Consider the following 14,393-nt stretch of genomic DNA (forward strand, 5'->3'; position numbering starts at 1 on the left):
CTCAGGGGTGCTAGTACCCCATCTTTGCGGGCAGCCACAGAGCGAGCTGCGGGAAGGCAATGACCAGAATCATCACGACGAACATGGACAGCAGCATCCAGCCGACCCAGCGCACGGTGGACTCCATGCGCACGCCGGCGATGCGGCAGCTGACCATCAGGTTCACGGCCAGCGGCGGCGTGAACTGGCCCAGTGCCACCTTGAGCGTGAGGATCACGCCAAACCAGACGGGGTCCCACTGGTAGTGATTCATGATGGGCAGCAGCAGCGGCACAAAGATCAGGAAGATCGAGATGCCGTCCAGGAACATGCCCACGGTGATCAGCAGCAGGATCAGCAGACCCAGCACGCCGTATTCGCCGAGACCGGAATTCACGATGGCATTGGCCACCGGATCGATCACGCCCAGGGTGGACAGCGAGAAGGCAAAAATACCGGCCAGCGACACCACCAGCAGGATCACGGCCGACAGCTCGCCCGCTTCGCGCAGAATCGGAAAGAGGTCGCGCACGCCGATGGTGCGGTGAATCACCATGCCGACGAACAGCCCGTAGAACACGGCAACCACGGCGGCCTCGGTGGGGGTGAACCAGCCCATGCGCATGCCGCCCAGGATCAGCACCGGAGCTGCCAGACCCCAGGAGGCTTCGCGCAGACTCTTCCAGAACGGCGGGCGGGGCATGGAGGCTTCGAGCGCGCCCATCTTGTGCTTGCGCGACATCCACACGGCGGGAATGATGAGCGCGATACCCGCCAGCACGCCGGGAATCATGCCGGCCGCGAAAAGGGCCGGTACCGAAGCGCCTGGCACCAGCACCGAGTAGATGATGAAAGCCACCGAGGGCGGAATCAGAATGTCCGTCGCTGCGGCCGCTCCGACCACGCTGGCCGAGAAGCTCTTGGGATAGCCCGCGCGGCTCATGGCGGCAATCATCACGCCGCCCACGGCCGCCGCATTGGCCGGCCCGGAGCCGGAGATGCCGCCCAGGAACATGGCCACGGCAATTGCCACCAGCGGCAGCATGCCAGGGCCGCGGCCCACGATGGCCACGGCAAAGTTCACCAGCCTCAGGGCAACGCCCGAGCGATCGAAGATGGAGCCCACGAGCACGAACATGGGAATGGCCAGCAGCGGATATTTGCCCAGCCCGGCATAGAAATTCTGCGGCACGGCCAGCAGGCCGAACCACTGCGTATCGGCATTGGCCAGGGCAATCGCGGCCGCCCCGGCCAGACCGAGGGCCGCACCGATGGGCACGCCGATGAACATCAGGCCCAGAAAGGCCACAAACAGCAAGGTGGCGATCATGCGATCTCCTTGCTGTGGTCTTTTTCCACGGGCTCGTCAGGGAAGGCACCGGGCTTGCCCTGGCGGATGAACAGGCCGATGGCGCGCAGTGTGATCAGGGCCGAGACTACGGGTAGCCAGATCGAATACCACCACTGCGGCACGCCGATGCCGGGCGAGGTTTCCTCGAAGCGGAAGTCGTCCCAGACCACGCGCACGCTGAGCACGGCAATGATGGCAAACAGCAGCGCCACCATCAGCGAGCCGAAACGGGCCAGGGCCTTGCGGCGCTGGACGGAGCCGCTGTCCGAGAAGAATTCGATGCGGATATGCTGATTGCGCGCCACGGCGGCAGAGCCTGCGACCAGGGCCAGCAAGATCATCAGAAAGACCGAGATTTCCTCGGTCCAGGCGAAGGAGGAGTTGGTGAAATAGCGCACCAGCACATTGGCAAAGGTGATCAAGGCCAGAGCGGCCATGATGATCACGGTCAGCCAGTCTTCAATGCGCAGGGAGCGAGGCTCGTCCGGGCGCGCGCCGGTATCGGCGCCACCATCGGTCTCGGGAGGAGTGGAGGACATGAACGCGGAAAGTCAGAAAAACACACAGGGGTCAGGGCAGCTCGCCTGAATGGCGTGATCCGCGCGCACTCGATGAAAATGCCCTTATGTTCACGACTTGCGCAAAACGGGTTCAGGCAGGACGATTGCCTCAGGAGGCAGGCCGTCGTTGCATTCTTGTTGGCGCAAGTCCTTATGTTGTTCCTTGACCTTCACGGCGTTGTGCACCGGGATGGCTTGGAGCGAGTAGACACACCGGATAGATGTGAGCAAATATTATCAAGGTATCTATGTCGCATGGCTTACGTCGTGCAGCAGGCATTACCCTAGGGTCTGACGAGCACGGTGGGCTTGGCGCCGAGTCCGTGCTGCGTCCCGTTTAGCAGCCAACAAGGATTACCTCCGTTGCACAGCTTTGGTGCAGGGCAGCGGATAATGAGAGTCTATGGAAACCAAATGGCTTGAAGATTTTGTCAGCCTTGCTGAAACCCGCAGTTTCAGCCGCTCGGCCCAGCTGCGCCATGTGACGCAGCCTGCGTTCTCGCGCCGCATCCAGGCACTGGAGGCCTGGGCGGGCACGGATCTGGTCGACAGAAGCTCGTACCCGACGCGACTGACGCCAGCAGGCAAGACCATGTACGAGCAGGCGCTGGAGATTCTGCAGTCCCTGCAGAGCACCCGGACCATGCTGCGTGCCCACGTCAGTGCCGGCAAGGGCATGGTGGGCTTTGCCGTGCCGCATACACTGGCGTTCACGTTCTTCCCGAACTGGGTGTCGGCCGTGCATGAGAAGTTCGGCCCTTTCCGCAGCCGTCTGTTCGCCCTCAATGTGCACGATGCGGTGATGCGCCTCGTGGAAGGCGGCTGCGATCTGCTGATCGCCTACTACCACTCTTCTCAGCCTTTCCAGCTGGACCCTGCGCGCTATGAAATGGTGAGCCTGGGGCATGAGGTGCTGGCTCCCTACTCCAAGCCCGACGAGAACGGCAACCCCATCTTTGCGCTGCCCGGCCGCCAGGGCCAGCCGCTGCCATACCTGGGCTATGCCGCCGGCGCCTATCTGGGCCGCGTGACGGAGCTGATCCTCAAGGAGGCGTCCGAGGCCGTGCACCTCGAGCGAGTCTATGAAACCGATATGGCCGAAGGCCTCAAGGCCATGGCGCTTGAAGGGCATGGCGTGGCCTTTTTGCCCTATAGCGCGGTGCGTGGCGAGCTGGAGTCCGGCCGCTTGGTGCGTGCCGTGCCCGAGGGCGTGACCGGTTTCCAGATGGATATGGAAGTGCGGGCCTATCGGGAGAAACCCACGGGCGATGCGCCCCAGGGAGGAGCTGCCGCGCTCTGGAACTTCCTCAAGGAGCAGGGCGAGATTGCAGGTGGCGAGGTCAAGGCTGTGTAACCCGGCCGAGTGTTGTTTTTCTTCCAAAAGGGCCAATTGGCCCTTTTCTTGCTTGTGTGACTAGGTTTTAGTGATTTTGGGCGTTTTACTGGTGGAAACCCTAATGTTATGCATCGGGTAAATACTGAATATGCAAGTTGCGCATAAGGATTTTTGCCATCGGCATTGGCTTGTGAAATCACGAAAGCATTAGAGTTCGCAGCTTGCACAAAAAGAGGTGCTGCTTTGCAACACAAGATTGAGGCGGTGAGTAGGTGGTTGCCTTCCTGAATTCCCTACGGGAAAAGTCTTAGAAATGATTGCAATTCAGCCATCTTCATGACTGCACAATGTGTGCGGTACATTTGTTAACGCAACCTGTCCACCCTCACAAAGGGCGATGCGTTAAGGAGTGGCAAGCGTTTTTGGTCCTTACCAATAGGAGATCCGTATGAAGAAGCATTTGTTGGCCATCGCCGTAACCGCACTGGCAACTGGCACCGTGTTTGCACAGGCCAATGACACCCTGGCCAAGATCAAGTCCACCGGCAGCGTCACTCTGGGCGTGCGTGAGTCGTCCGGCCTGGGCTATACGCTGGGCAATGGCAAATATGTGGGCTTCCATACCGAAATGGGTGAGCGCATCCTCAAGGACATCCAGAAGCAACTGGGCCTGACCGCGCTGGAAGTGAAGTACCAGCCCGTGACCTCGCAAAACCGTATTCCTCTGGTGCAGAACGGCACCGTGGACATCGAGTGCGGCTCCACCACCAACAACACGGCTCGTCAGAAGGACGCAGCCTTTGCCTTCACCACCTATGTGGAAGAAGTGCGCATCGCCACCCGTGCCAACTCGGGCATCACCGGCATCAAGGACCTGAACGGCAAGACCATCGTGACCACGACGGGCACGACTTCCGTGCAGACCCTGCGCAAGAACAAGCGCGCCGACGGCCTGACCTTCAAGGAAGTCATGGGCAAGGACCACGCCGACAGCTTCCTGATGCTGGAAACCGGCCGTGCCGACGCCTTCATCATGGACGGCTCCATCCTGGCCGCCAACATCTCCAAGTCCAAGGCCCCCAACGATTACAAGATCGTGGGTGAAGTGCTGTCAGTGGAACCCATCGCCTGCATGATGCGCAAGGACGATCCCGCCTTCAAGAAGGCCGTGGACGAATCCATCGTGCGTCAGATCAAGGATGGCTCCCTGACCAAGCTGTACGACAAGTGGTTCCTGCAGCCCATTCCTCCCAACAACGTGAAGGTGGGTCTGCCACTGTCGGCTGCCACCAAGGATGCGTGGGCTCACCCCAACGACAAGCCCATGGAAGCTTACGAAGTCAAGTAATCCCGCCCAATAGGTGTACCGCCCCTTCTGCCAAGCGGTTAGAAGGGGCTTTTTTGTTGCGAGGGCCGGTGTGAGCGTTTGCCCTCATAAACCAAGAATGAAAGAGGTGCTCGTATGAGTTGGGATTGGCAGGTGTTCTGTGAGGACACCATTACCCAAGAGGTCGGGCAGAGTTGTTTTGGCAAGAACGGTGACATCACCTATCTGGACTGGATGATGTCGGCCTGGGGTTGGACCGTGGCGGTGGCTTTGCTGTCGCTGGTCATTGCTCTGGTGCTGGGCGCAGTCATTGGTACCTTGCGTACCTTGCCCGACCGTCCGTGGATCGTGCGCCTGGGCAATGCCTGGGTGGAGTTGTTCCGCAATATTCCCTTGCTGGTCCAGGTGTTCATCTGGTATCACGTGGTTCCGGCCATCTTCCCTGCAATGAAGTCCCTGCCGGGCTTTGTGCTGGTGGTGTTTGCCATCGGTTTCTTCACCTCGGCGCGTATTGCCGAGCAGGTGCGATCCGGTATTCAGGCCCTGCCGCGAGGCCAGCGCTACGCCGGTATGGCCGTGGGTTTCACGACCTTCCAGACCTACCGCTATGTGCTGCTGCCGATGGCGTTTCGCATCATCATCCCGCCGCTGACCAGCGAGGCCATGAACGTGTTCAAGAACTCGTCCGTGGCATTTGCCGTGTCCGTGGCCGAGCTGACCATGTTCGCCATGCAGGCACAGGAAGAAACGGCGCGCGGCGTCGAGATCTATCTGGCTGTCACGGGTCTGTATGTGATTTCTGCCTTCATCATCAACCGCATCATGGCCTTCATCGAGAAGCGTTCTCGCGTTCCCGGCCTGATTGCAGCCAGCGGTGGAGGCCACTGATATGAATCTCAACCTCGACTGGTCGTTTTTCTCGTTGGAACTGTTCAGCAACTTTGTGCTGAAGGGGCTGTATTTCAGCGTGTTCCTGACCGTGGTTGCCACGCTGGGCGGCATCTTCTTCGGCACCTTGCTGGCGCTGATGCGCCTGTCGGGCAAGAAGTGGCTGGAGCTGCCAGCCACCATCTATGTCAACGGCATGCGCTCCATCCCGCTGGTGATGGTGATCCTGTGGTTCTTCCTGCTGATGCCCATGCTGATCGGCAAGCCCATCGGCGCGGAGACTTCGGCCATCATCACCTTCGTGGCCTTCGAAGCCGCATATTTCTCTGAAATCATGCGTGCCGGCATCCAGTCCATTCCACGTGGACAGGTGTTTGCGGGCCAGGCACTGGGCATGACCTATGGTCAGAACATGCGTCTGGTGGTGCTGCCTCAGGCCTTCCGCAACATGCTGCCCGTGCTGCTGACTCAGACCATCATCCTGTTCCAGGATACTTCGCTGGTCTATGCGATCGGCGCCTACGACATGCTCAAGGGCTTCGAAATTGCCGGCAAGAACTATGGCCGACCCATCGAGTCCTATCTGGCGGCTGCCGTGACCTATTTTGTGATCTGCTTTGCACTGTCTTGGTTCGTCAAGCGTCTGCACAAGAAGATCGCCATCATCCGTTAAGCCGGCTCCCTTTGAGGAATTGCAATGATTGAACTCAAGAACGTTTCCAAGTGGTACGGCAGCTTTCAGGTGCTGTCCGATTGCTCCACCAATATCAACAAGGGCGAGGTGGTGGTGGTGTGCGGCCCTTCGGGCTCTGGCAAGTCCACGCTGATCAAGACCATCAATGCGTTGGAGCCCTTCCAGAAGGGCGAGATCTTTGTGGACGGCACGGCCGTACACGATCCCAAGACCGATCTGCCCAAGCTGCGCAGCCGCGTGGGCATGGTGTTCCAGCACTTTGAGCTGTTCCCCCATCTGTCGGTGACGGAAAACCTGACCATCGCGCAGATGAAGGTGCTGGGCCGCAGCGCGGCCGATGCCAAGACTCGTGGCCTCAAGATGCTGGACCGCGTGGGCCTGACCGCTCACAAGGACAAGTTCCCCGGTCAGCTCTCCGGTGGCCAGCAGCAGCGCGTGGCCATTGCGCGCGCTCTGTCCATGGACCCCATCGTGATGCTGTTCGACGAACCCACTTCGGCGCTGGATCCGGAAATGGTGGGCGAAGTGCTGGACGTGATGATGGGCTTGGCCAACGAAGGCATGACCATGATGTGCGTGACCCACGAAATGGGTTTTGCACGCAAGGTGGCCAGCCGTGTGATCTTCATGGACGTGGGCGGCAAGATTCTGGAAGACTGCAGCAAGGAAGAGTTCTTCGGCCACCCCGAAAACCGCCAGCCGCGTACCAAGGAGTTTCTCAACAAGATCCTGCAGCATTGATGCCGCAGGCAGGCCAAAAAAGGCGCTCTTTGGAGCGCCTTTTTTCATGGCTTCGGGCCGGACTCAGACTGAGTCGATCAGCATTGCAGCACGCCGCGGGGCTCGCGCATCAGCGTGCTCTGACCAAACAGGCTTTGCACCAGATCCACCACCAGCTCCGCCGTCTGGTTGCGCAGATCCAGTGCCGGATTCAGTTCTACGATGTCCAGCGATGCAAGGCGGCCGGTGTCGGCAATCATTTCCATGCACAACTGGGCCTCGCGGTAGGTGGGGCCGCCGCGTACCGGCGTTCCCGTGCCGGGGGCAATATCGGGGTCCAGGAAGTCCACGTCGAAACTCAGATGCAGATGGATGTCCCTGTCGTTGCGCCCCAGCAGGCTGACCAGGGCGCGGCGCATCACTTCACGCATGCCCAGCTCGTCGATGGCGCGCATGTCGTAGACCTCCAGTCCCAGCTCGCGGATCATGTGCTTTTCGCTTTCGTCCACGCTGCGTAGCCCGATCTGGCAGAACGATGAAGCGGGCAGGGCGGGAGTTGCCCCGGACAGCGCAGTCAGCTGCGCCGGCCCCAGCCCGCAGAGGCTTGACACCGGCATGCCGTGCAGATTGCCCGTGGGCGAACTGTCGGGGGTGTTGCAGTCCGAATGGGCATCCAGCCAGAGCACGCGCAGCTGCTTGCCCGTGGTGCGGCAATGGCGGGCCACGGCGCTGATGGAGCCCGTGGCCAGCGTGTGGTCGCCGCCCAGCAGGATGGGCAGGCGGTTTTGCTGCAGCACCTGCAGTACCGCGTCATGGGCGATCTGGTTCCAGCTCAGGCATTCGGCCAGATTGCGCAGGCCCTGGGCATCGCGCGCGCCACGCGGATTGCTGGGGCCGGCCAGGTTGCCCAGATCGCTGACCTGCACGCCCAGTCGTTCAAGGGCCGGACCGAGCTGGGCCACGCGCAGGGCGTCGGGCCCCATGGCGGCGCCCAGGCGTGAGGCGCCGACATCGGTGGGAAGACCTATCAGTGTGGACGAAGTGTGTGTCATAAGCCGCTCCGCTTCAGGCCGTTCTGCGCGCTGCAAGATTGATGATCTGAGGACTGGCTGCCTGTCTCACCATGGCAAACAAGTCCTTGGGGTCGGCGAGTTCGGGCACCAGCTCGATCTGCGACAGCAGGCCCGCCTCGCCTGCCAGGCGTTGCATGGTGCGTAGCGCCGAGTAGTCCTCCAGCGCGAAGCCCACGGAGTCGAACAAGGTGATCTGGGCGTCCGATGTCCGGCCCGGCGCCAGCTTCTGCAGCACGCGCCACAGCTCGGTCACCGCAAAGTCGGCCGGCATCTGTTGCAGCTCGCCTTCGACGCGCGTCTGAGGCTCGTACTCGACGAAGACCTGCGCACGCTGCAGGGCGCTGGCATCGAACTCCGTCTTGCCGGGGCAGTCGCCGCCCACGGCATTGATATGCATGCCGGGCTCCAGCAGATGGCCGGGGATGATGGTGGCGCGGGTCTTGTCGGCGGTGGCGGTGGTCACGATGTCGGTGCCGGCCACGGCGTCTCGCACGCTGGTGCAGACAATGGCCGTGGCGCAGAAGCCAGGCAGGAACGGCTGCAGGTTGCGCAGCAGCTTTTGCGAGGCGGCCGGGTCGATGTCGAACAGGCGCAGCTCGCGCACGCCCAGCAGTTCCATGAAGGCCAGTGCCTGAAATTCGCTTTGCGAGCCATTGCCGATCAGCGCCATGCTGCGGTTACCTGCGCGTGCCAGATGGCGCGCGGCCATGGCCGATGTGGCAGCGGTGCGCAAGGCCGTGGTCAGCGTCAGCTCGCTGACAAAGCGCGGCATGCCGGTGGCGACATCGGCCAGCGCGCCGAAAGCCATCACCGTGGGCAGGCCCAGGCGGGGATTGTGCGGATGGCCATTGACGTATTTGAAGGCGTAGTCCCGTGCATCAGCCACAGGCATCAGCTCGATCACGCCGCTGGCCGAATGGGCGGCCGTACGCGCGCTTTTGTCGAAGTCCTGCCAGCGGCCGAAGTCGGCCTCCAGGGCTTCGCTGACCAGGCGCAGCACCTGGGTGATGCCGATGCGCGCGACCAGCCGGGCAGCGTCGCTGGCGCTGAGAAAGTCGGTGCGCAATGGTGTGCCGGCCAGAGCTTGAGGAACAGACATAAGACCTCCTCCTTGGCTTCATTTTTGAGGATTTTTGCGCCAAATGCCAGAGAGAAGAGCCTGCGGTCGCCGTGGGAGCACTGCTCTTGCGGGGTCGGGTACCGCCTTGCCGCCAGGGAAGATGGGACAATATCGGCCATGACTCAGACCATCACGATTACCCGCCCCGATGATTGGCACTTGCATGTGCGCGATGGCGATGCCATGCGCTGCGTGGTGCCGCACACTGCCCGCCAGATGGGCCGTGCCATCATCATGCCCAACCTCAAGCCCCCGGTCACCACGGCGGAGATGGCAGCGGACTACCGCGCCCGCATTCTGTCGGCAGTGCCTGCAGGCAGCCGGTTCCAGCCGCTGATGACGCTGTATCTGACGGACAACCTGGGCCCCGAGGAAATCGTGCGAGCCAAGGCGGCCGGCGTGGTGGCCTGCAAGCTGTACCCCGCAGGTGCCACGACCAATTCTGACCATGGCGTGACCGATCTGCGCAAGATCTACCCGACGCTGCAGGCCATGCAGCGCGAAGGTCTGGTGCTGCTGGTGCACGGTGAAGTGACCGATCAGAGCATCGACCTGTTCGACCGCGAGGCCGTGTTCATCGAGCAGCAACTCAAGCCCCTGCGCAAGGATTTCCCCGAGCTCAAGATCGTCATGGAGCATGTGACGACCAAGGAAGCCGCCGAGTACGTGGCCGCAGCCGACGATTTCCTGGCGGCCACCATCACGCCCCAGCATTTGCTGTTCAACCGCAATGCCATCTTCCTGGGCGGCGTGCGCCCGCACTTCTATTGCCTGCCGGTCCTCAAGCGCGAAACCCATCGCCTGGCGCTGGTGCAGGCCGCCACTAGCGGCAGCAGCAAGTTCTTCCTGGGCACGGACAGTGCTCCCCATGCCGCGCACCTGAAGGAAGCCGCGACCGGCTGCGCCGGCTGCTACAGCGCCCACGCCGCCATCGAGATGTATGCCGAGGTGTTTGACGGCGTTGGCGCCCTGGACAAGCTGGAAGCCTTTGCTTCCTTCAACGGCGCTGATTTCTACGGCCTGCCCCGCAACACCGACACCATCACCCTGGTCAAGGAAAGCTGGACACCTCCCGTGAGCTTTGAATACGGCGAAGGTGCGCAGCTCAAGCCTCTGCGCTTTGGCGAAGCCTTGCCCTGGAAGATGCTGGATTAAAAACAGTAGCTTCAAGCGCCTGTATTCACTTGAATCAAAGGTGTTTTCGGTCTGAAATCAAGAAAGGAGTTGCGCAAGCTGCTCCTTTTTTAATTTGGCTTTAGGCAAGGCCTCGGTTAGGCTTGGCCAAACAGCGCTCAGGAGATTGCATGCCCAACGATGTCCAGCCCAAGATTGCCTTGCTGATCGATGCGGACAACGCGCCCGCGGAGATGATTGACGAGATATTGACCGAGCTGTCCACCTTCGGCCTGATCAATATCCGCCGTGCCTATGGCAACTGGACCAAGGCCGGTCTGCATGGCTGGCAGGGCAAGCTGCTCGAATATGCCGTGCGGCCCATGCAGCAGTTCGATTACTCCAAGGGCAAGAACGCTACCGACATGGCCATGACGGTGGATGCCATGGAGCTGCTCTACACCGAAAAGCCCGATGCCTTCGGCATCGTCTCGTCGGATGCCGACTTCACCCCGCTGGTCATGCATCTGCGCGCCAAGGGCGCTGCTGTCTATGGATTCGGGGCGGAGCAGACGCCCAAGGCTTTCGTCAATGCCTGCTCGCGCTTTCTGTATTTCGATGCGCTCAAGGAGCTGGGCGACGGCATTGTCAGCCGCAGCGAACGCCGCGAGGCTCTGGAAGCAGAAGCCTTGCCGCGTGCCGTTCCCGCAGCAAGCCAGCCGCAGGGATCGAACCCCAACCCCGGCAATGGCCGGGTGGCTGGCGGCACCGGTGTGGCCGCACCGGCCTGCACCACGCTGCGCGTGCCCTCGCATATGCTCAAGGAAGACAGGCAGCTCATCGCCATGTTGCGCGATGCCGTCAAGGCCACCCAGGACGAGGCCGGCTGGGCACGTGTGGCGGCGGTGGGCACGCATATCGGCAACAAGCTGTCGTTTGATGCACGCAACTATGGCTATGCCTCGCTGACCAAGCTCATGGCCGCGACCCAGGTGTTCGAGCTGCGCGACGAAGGCACGGCCCGCGTCGCGGTGCGCGATTTGCGTGGTCTGCAGCCTTGACGCAGCCCACTGCAATGCAGACGTTGGATTGGGCCATTGACTGGCAGGTGCCCTGGCTGGCCCCGCTGCAGGCGTTGGGCCGCCAGGTGCATGACCGAGTGCTGGACGGTGCCGGCGTGGCCCGGGCCTTGCAGGAGGTGGCTGCCGCCCACGGACTGCTGCCGGGCTGGCAGTTTGTCGATCAGCTGCAGCTGCCTGCCGGTCAGGCCTATGAGGCATTTATCCACAGCCGGCGCTGCATTCCCACCCGCGACAATCTGCATGATTTCTTCAACGGCCTGATCTGGCTGCACTGGCCGCTGCTCAAGCGGCGGCTCAATGCATTGCAGGCGGCCGAGATAGCGCGCCAGGGCGTGGGGGCGCGGCGCGGGCGTCTGCGCGACTCGATCACGGTGCTGGACGAGAACGGCGGCCTGTTGCTGGCGCCTCAGGCGCTGTGCGATGCGCTGCGCGACAGGCGCTGGCAGGAGCTGTTCGTGGACCGGCGGGCGCTGTGGGAGCAGGCCTGCTTCCTGCCCATAGGCCATGCGCTGCTGGAAAAATTGGTCCAGCCGCGCAAGGCCATCACGGCGCATGTGATCTGCGTGCCGACGCAGCAGGCGCCGTGCCTGGCGTCGCCGGCCGAGGCCGATGGCTGGTTGTGCGAACAGCTGCGCACACAGTCTTGCAATCTGGCCGACAAACCCTATCTACCAATTCCCATATTGGGAATCCCGGACTGGTGCCTGCAAAACCAGAACTTTTCCTTCTATGATGACTCTCTAGTTTTCCGAGCCCCACGTACCGCACAAACAACACAACAACGGGTACCGCCAGAAAGAGAACTGGCTTGATGCGCATTCGCCCTGCACAGGCGGTGCCTCAAGGGTTCTGGTCATTTTGTCCCCTGTGTGGAGTACACCCTCGATGAAACGTATTGCCTTATTTCTACTGACCAATATCGCCGTGGTGGCGGTATTGGGCATCGTCGCCAGCTTGCTGGGCGTCAACCGCTACCTCACTGCCAACGGCCTCAATCTGGGCGCCCTGCTGGGCTTTGCCTTCATCATGGGTTTTGGCGGTGCCATCATCTCGCTGCTGATCTCCAAACCCATGGCCAAGTGGACATCGGGCGTGCAGGTCATCAACGAGCCGCGCAATGCCGATGAGGCCTGGATCGTCAACACCGTGCGCGGCTTTGCCGAGAAGGCCGGCATCGGCATGCCCGAAGTCGGCATCTATGAGGGCGAGCCCAACGCCTTTGCGACCGGCGCCTTCAAGAACTCGGCCCTGGTGGCGGTGTCCACGGGGCTGCTCGAAGGCATGACCCGCGAAGAGGTCGAGGCCGTGATCGGCCACGAAGTGGCCCACATCGCCAATGGCGACATGGTGACCATGACGCTGATCCAGGGCGTGATGAACACCTTTGTGGTCTTCCTCTCGCGTGTGATCGGCTATGCGGTCGATTCCTTTCTGCGCCGCAACGACGAGCAAAGCTCGGGCCCCGGCATCGGCTACATGATCACCACCGTGGTGCTGGATATCTTGCTGGGCTTTGTCGCCGCCATCATCGTGGCCTGGTTCTCGCGCCAGCGCGAGTTCCGTGCCGACGCGGGCGCCGCACAGCTCATGGGTCGCAAGCAGCCCATGATGAATGCGCTGGCCCGCCTGGGCGGTATGCATCCGGGCGAGCTGCCCAAGAGCGTGGCAGCCATGGGCATTGCCGGCGGCATCGGCCAGCTGTTCTCCACCCACCCGCCCATCGAGCAGCGCATTGCTGCACTGCAAAACGCTCGCTAAGCGTACACATGTGTAAACGGCAGTAGCCGGTCTTTACCGCTGCTTCACAAGCCCCTGTCAACAACCGGCAGGGGCTTTTGCGTTGTAAGAGCATATACATGTCCCCGGACTTTCAGGAGTTGTGATGTCCCTCATCTCTCAAACCATGACCCGCCGCCTGCTGCCGGCCTTGCTGCTCGGCGGCTCGGCCGCCCTGCTTACGGGCTGTGTGGTGGCCCCGGCCTATCCGGCTTATGGAACCGAGGTGGTTACGGGCGATGTCTATGCACCCATGGCCCCGCCTCCCCTGATCAACGAGGTGATCCCGGTGGCTCCCTCGCCGGCCTATGTCTGGATCGGTGGCTCCTGGGGCTGGGGCGGCGGACGCTACAACTGGCGTCCCGGTCGCTGGGCCATGCCGCCACGTCCCGGCTACGGCTGGCATGAAGGGGGCTGGAACCATGGTCCTGGTGGCTGGCATCATGGCGGTGGTCATTGGGGGCCGCGCCGCTGAGGGCGTCCGCTAGGTGACAAGAGATGGCATAAGCCCGCTAGGCGGGCCATGTCGGCATCGCTAGAGTCGGATGCAGGAGGTTTGCCGTGAGTCCTGCTCTTGTCACCCGCCGCGAAGGCGCTGTTCTCGTTCTCTCCAACAACAATCAGGCCGCGCGCAATGCGCTGTCGCCCGAGTATTACCACGCGGTCATGGAAGCGTTGCGTGCGGCCGGCACCGATGCCTCGGTGGCTGCCGTGATCCTCACGGGCGAGGGCGGTCATTTCTGCGCTGGCGGCGATCTGAACCAGCTGGCGACGCGGCGCGAGATGCCGCTGGCCGAACGCCGTCTCAGGCTCGAGGATCTCAACCATCTGATGCGTGCCATACGCGACTGCCCCAAGCCCGTTATCGCGGCGGTGGAAGGCGCGGCTGCGGGTGCAGGCCTGTCTCTGGCCATGGCTTGCGACATGCTGGTGGCGGCAAGGTCGGCGGTTTTCTCGGTGGCCTATGTGAAGGTCGGCCTCACCCCCGACGGTGGTGCGACGTCTTTTCTGGCCGAGTTCATGTCCCGTCAGTTACTGACCGAGCTCTGCCTGACGGGCGAGCGCATCAGCGGCGAGCGCATGCATGCGTATGGCTGCGTCAACCGTTTGGCGGAGCCGGGCCAGGCCTTGGCCCAAGCACTGGAACTCGCGCGGCAACTGGCCCAGGGGCCGGAGGTCGCGACCGCACGTATCAAGGCACTGTGCCGGGTGGCTCACACCCACAGCCTGGAGCAGCAGCTGGCGCTGGAGGCTGACTACATGGTCGAGGCCCAGGGCAGCGAGGAGTCCCGCGAAGGCATTGCGGCCTTTCTGGAAAAGCGTGCGCCCGACTTTGCCAGGCTGCGCGGAGCCTGACAGGGCGCTCCTGGCGAC

At 62.2% G+C, this 14,393-nt stretch carries 15 protein-coding genes; 11 read left to right on the forward strand and 4 right to left on the reverse strand.

The window, feature by feature from the left end; translation table 11 throughout:
• Nucleotides 1-10: 10 nt before the first annotated feature.
• Nucleotides 11-1,309: a TRAP transporter large permease gene (locus F3J24_RS07550; RefSeq protein ID WP_043008640.1), complete on the reverse strand. Its 1,299-nt coding sequence runs from the start codon at nucleotides 1,307-1,309 to the stop codon at nucleotides 11-13.
• Nucleotides 1,306-1,869 (reverse strand): TRAP transporter small permease, encoded by a 564-nt coding sequence (locus F3J24_RS07555; protein ID WP_043008638.1) that lies wholly within the window; start codon nucleotides 1,867-1,869, stop codon nucleotides 1,306-1,308. Before F3J24_RS07555 ends, F3J24_RS07550 begins: the two co-directional genes overlap by 4 nt.
• A 424-nt stretch (nucleotides 1,870-2,293) precedes the next feature.
• On the opposite strand from F3J24_RS07555, the gene F3J24_RS07560 reads away from it, so the two are divergent.
• The 5 genes from F3J24_RS07560 to F3J24_RS07580 all read left to right on the forward strand — a co-directional run bounded on the left by F3J24_RS07560 (nucleotide 2,294) and on the right by F3J24_RS07580 (nucleotide 6,876).
• A complete protein-coding gene (locus tag F3J24_RS07560; protein ID WP_167004279.1) occupies nucleotides 2,294-3,244 on the forward strand; it encodes a LysR family transcriptional regulator in 951 nt (316 codons plus the stop codon).
• A 430-nt stretch (nucleotides 3,245-3,674) separates the two neighbouring features.
• Nucleotides 3,675-4,574: a transporter substrate-binding domain-containing protein gene (locus tag F3J24_RS07565; protein WP_003051113.1), complete on the forward strand. Its 900-nt coding sequence runs from the start codon at nucleotides 3,675-3,677 to the stop codon at nucleotides 4,572-4,574.
• A gap of 114 nt (nucleotides 4,575-4,688) precedes the next feature.
• Nucleotides 4,689-5,441, forward strand: coding sequence for an amino acid ABC transporter permease (locus F3J24_RS07570; protein WP_043008634.1), 753 nt, complete (start codon nucleotides 4,689-4,691; stop codon nucleotides 5,439-5,441).
• 1 nt (nucleotide 5,442) lies between these two features.
• Nucleotides 5,443-6,114: an amino acid ABC transporter permease gene (locus F3J24_RS07575; RefSeq protein ID WP_043008631.1), complete on the forward strand. Its 672-nt coding sequence runs from the start codon at nucleotides 5,443-5,445 to the stop codon at nucleotides 6,112-6,114.
• Between the two features lie 24 nt (nucleotides 6,115-6,138).
• Nucleotides 6,139-6,876 carry an amino acid ABC transporter ATP-binding protein gene (locus tag F3J24_RS07580; RefSeq protein ID WP_003051120.1) on the forward strand — a complete coding sequence of 246 codons (738 nt, stop codon included), beginning with the start codon at nucleotides 6,139-6,141 and terminating at the stop codon, nucleotides 6,874-6,876.
• Nucleotides 6,877-6,953: 77 nt separating this feature from the next.
• Here the strand turns inward: F3J24_RS07580 and rocF are convergent, their stop codons facing one another.
• Both rocF and F3J24_RS07590 read right to left on the reverse strand, forming a co-directional pair.
• Complete coding sequence (gene rocF / locus F3J24_RS07585; protein WP_167004282.1) at nucleotides 6,954-7,907, reverse strand: arginase; 954 nt, start codon at nucleotides 7,905-7,907, stop codon at nucleotides 6,954-6,956.
• A 13-nt stretch (nucleotides 7,908-7,920) separates the two neighbouring features.
• Complete coding sequence (locus tag F3J24_RS07590; protein ID WP_167004285.1) at nucleotides 7,921-9,027, reverse strand: ornithine cyclodeaminase; 1,107 nt, start codon at nucleotides 9,025-9,027, stop codon at nucleotides 7,921-7,923.
• 129 nt (nucleotides 9,028-9,156) lie between these two features.
• On the opposite strand from F3J24_RS07590, the gene pyrC reads away from it, so the two are divergent.
• The 6 genes from pyrC to F3J24_RS07620 all read left to right on the forward strand — a co-directional run bounded on the left by pyrC (nucleotide 9,157) and on the right by F3J24_RS07620 (nucleotide 14,375).
• The gene (gene pyrC / locus F3J24_RS07595) at nucleotides 9,157-10,203 is read left to right on the forward strand and encodes a dihydroorotase (protein WP_043008166.1); all 1,047 of its coding nucleotides are present in this window, start codon (nucleotides 9,157-9,159) and stop codon (nucleotides 10,201-10,203) included.
• Nucleotides 10,204-10,352: 149 nt separating this feature from the next.
• Entirely contained in the window at nucleotides 10,353-11,222 is an 870-nt protein-coding gene (locus F3J24_RS07600) for an NYN domain-containing protein (RefSeq protein WP_167004288.1), read from the forward strand.
• Between the two features lie 14 nt (nucleotides 11,223-11,236).
• Nucleotides 11,237-12,055, forward strand: a complete 819-nt coding sequence (locus F3J24_RS07605) for a DUF3025 domain-containing protein (protein ID WP_205244653.1) — start codon at nucleotides 11,237-11,239, stop codon at nucleotides 12,053-12,055.
• Nucleotides 12,056-12,128: 73 nt separating this feature from the next.
• Nucleotides 12,129-13,001: a protease HtpX gene (htpX, locus tag F3J24_RS07610; protein ID WP_003051126.1), complete on the forward strand. Its 873-nt coding sequence runs from the start codon at nucleotides 12,129-12,131 to the stop codon at nucleotides 12,999-13,001.
• A gap of 124 nt (nucleotides 13,002-13,125) precedes the next feature.
• On the forward strand, nucleotides 13,126-13,494 hold the full coding sequence (locus tag F3J24_RS07615) for a YXWGXW repeat-containing protein (protein WP_167004291.1): 369 nt from the start codon (nucleotides 13,126-13,128) through the stop codon (nucleotides 13,492-13,494).
• Nucleotides 13,495-13,580: 86 nt separating this feature from the next.
• Entirely contained in the window at nucleotides 13,581-14,375 is a 795-nt protein-coding gene (locus tag F3J24_RS07620; RefSeq protein ID WP_167004294.1) for an oxepin-CoA hydrolase, alternative type, read from the forward strand.
• The last annotated feature ends 18 nt before the right edge of the window (nucleotides 14,376-14,393 follow it).

The sequence above is a fragment of the Comamonas sp. Tr-654 genome (genome assembly GCF_011752915.1).
Classification (GTDB): Bacteria; Pseudomonadota; Gammaproteobacteria; order Burkholderiales; family Burkholderiaceae_C; genus Comamonas.

What these genes read in the sequence shown, in the direction of transcription:
- F3J24_RS07550 (WP_043008640.1), bottom strand. Translation starts at nt 1,309, where the DNA reads ATGATCGCCACCTTGCTGTTTGTGGCCTTTCTGGGCCTGATGTTCATC.
- F3J24_RS07555 (WP_043008638.1), bottom strand. Translation starts at nt 1,869, where the DNA reads ATGTCCTCCACTCCTCCCGAGACCGATGGTGGCGCCGATACCGGCGCG.
- F3J24_RS07560 (WP_167004279.1), top strand. Translation starts at nt 2,294, where the DNA reads ATGGAAACCAAATGGCTTGAAGATTTTGTCAGCCTTGCTGAAACCCGC.
- F3J24_RS07565 (WP_003051113.1), top strand. Translation starts at nt 3,675, where the DNA reads ATGAAGAAGCATTTGTTGGCCATCGCCGTAACCGCACTGGCAACTGGC.
- F3J24_RS07570 (WP_043008634.1), top strand. Translation starts at nt 4,689, where the DNA reads ATGAGTTGGGATTGGCAGGTGTTCTGTGAGGACACCATTACCCAAGAG.
- F3J24_RS07575 (WP_043008631.1), top strand. Translation starts at nt 5,443, where the DNA reads ATGAATCTCAACCTCGACTGGTCGTTTTTCTCGTTGGAACTGTTCAGC.
- F3J24_RS07580 (WP_003051120.1), top strand. Translation starts at nt 6,139, where the DNA reads ATGATTGAACTCAAGAACGTTTCCAAGTGGTACGGCAGCTTTCAGGTG.
- rocF (WP_167004282.1), bottom strand. Translation starts at nt 7,907, where the DNA reads ATGACACACACTTCGTCCACACTGATAGGTCTTCCCACCGATGTCGGC.
- F3J24_RS07590 (WP_167004285.1), bottom strand. Translation starts at nt 9,027, where the DNA reads ATGTCTGTTCCTCAAGCTCTGGCCGGCACACCATTGCGCACCGACTTT.
- F3J24_RS07600 (WP_167004288.1), top strand. Translation starts at nt 10,353, where the DNA reads ATGCCCAACGATGTCCAGCCCAAGATTGCCTTGCTGATCGATGCGGAC.
- F3J24_RS07605 (WP_205244653.1), top strand. Translation starts at nt 11,237, where the DNA reads ATGCAGACGTTGGATTGGGCCATTGACTGGCAGGTGCCCTGGCTGGCC.
- htpX (WP_003051126.1), top strand. Translation starts at nt 12,129, where the DNA reads ATGAAACGTATTGCCTTATTTCTACTGACCAATATCGCCGTGGTGGCG.
- F3J24_RS07615 (WP_167004291.1), top strand. Translation starts at nt 13,126, where the DNA reads ATGTCCCTCATCTCTCAAACCATGACCCGCCGCCTGCTGCCGGCCTTG.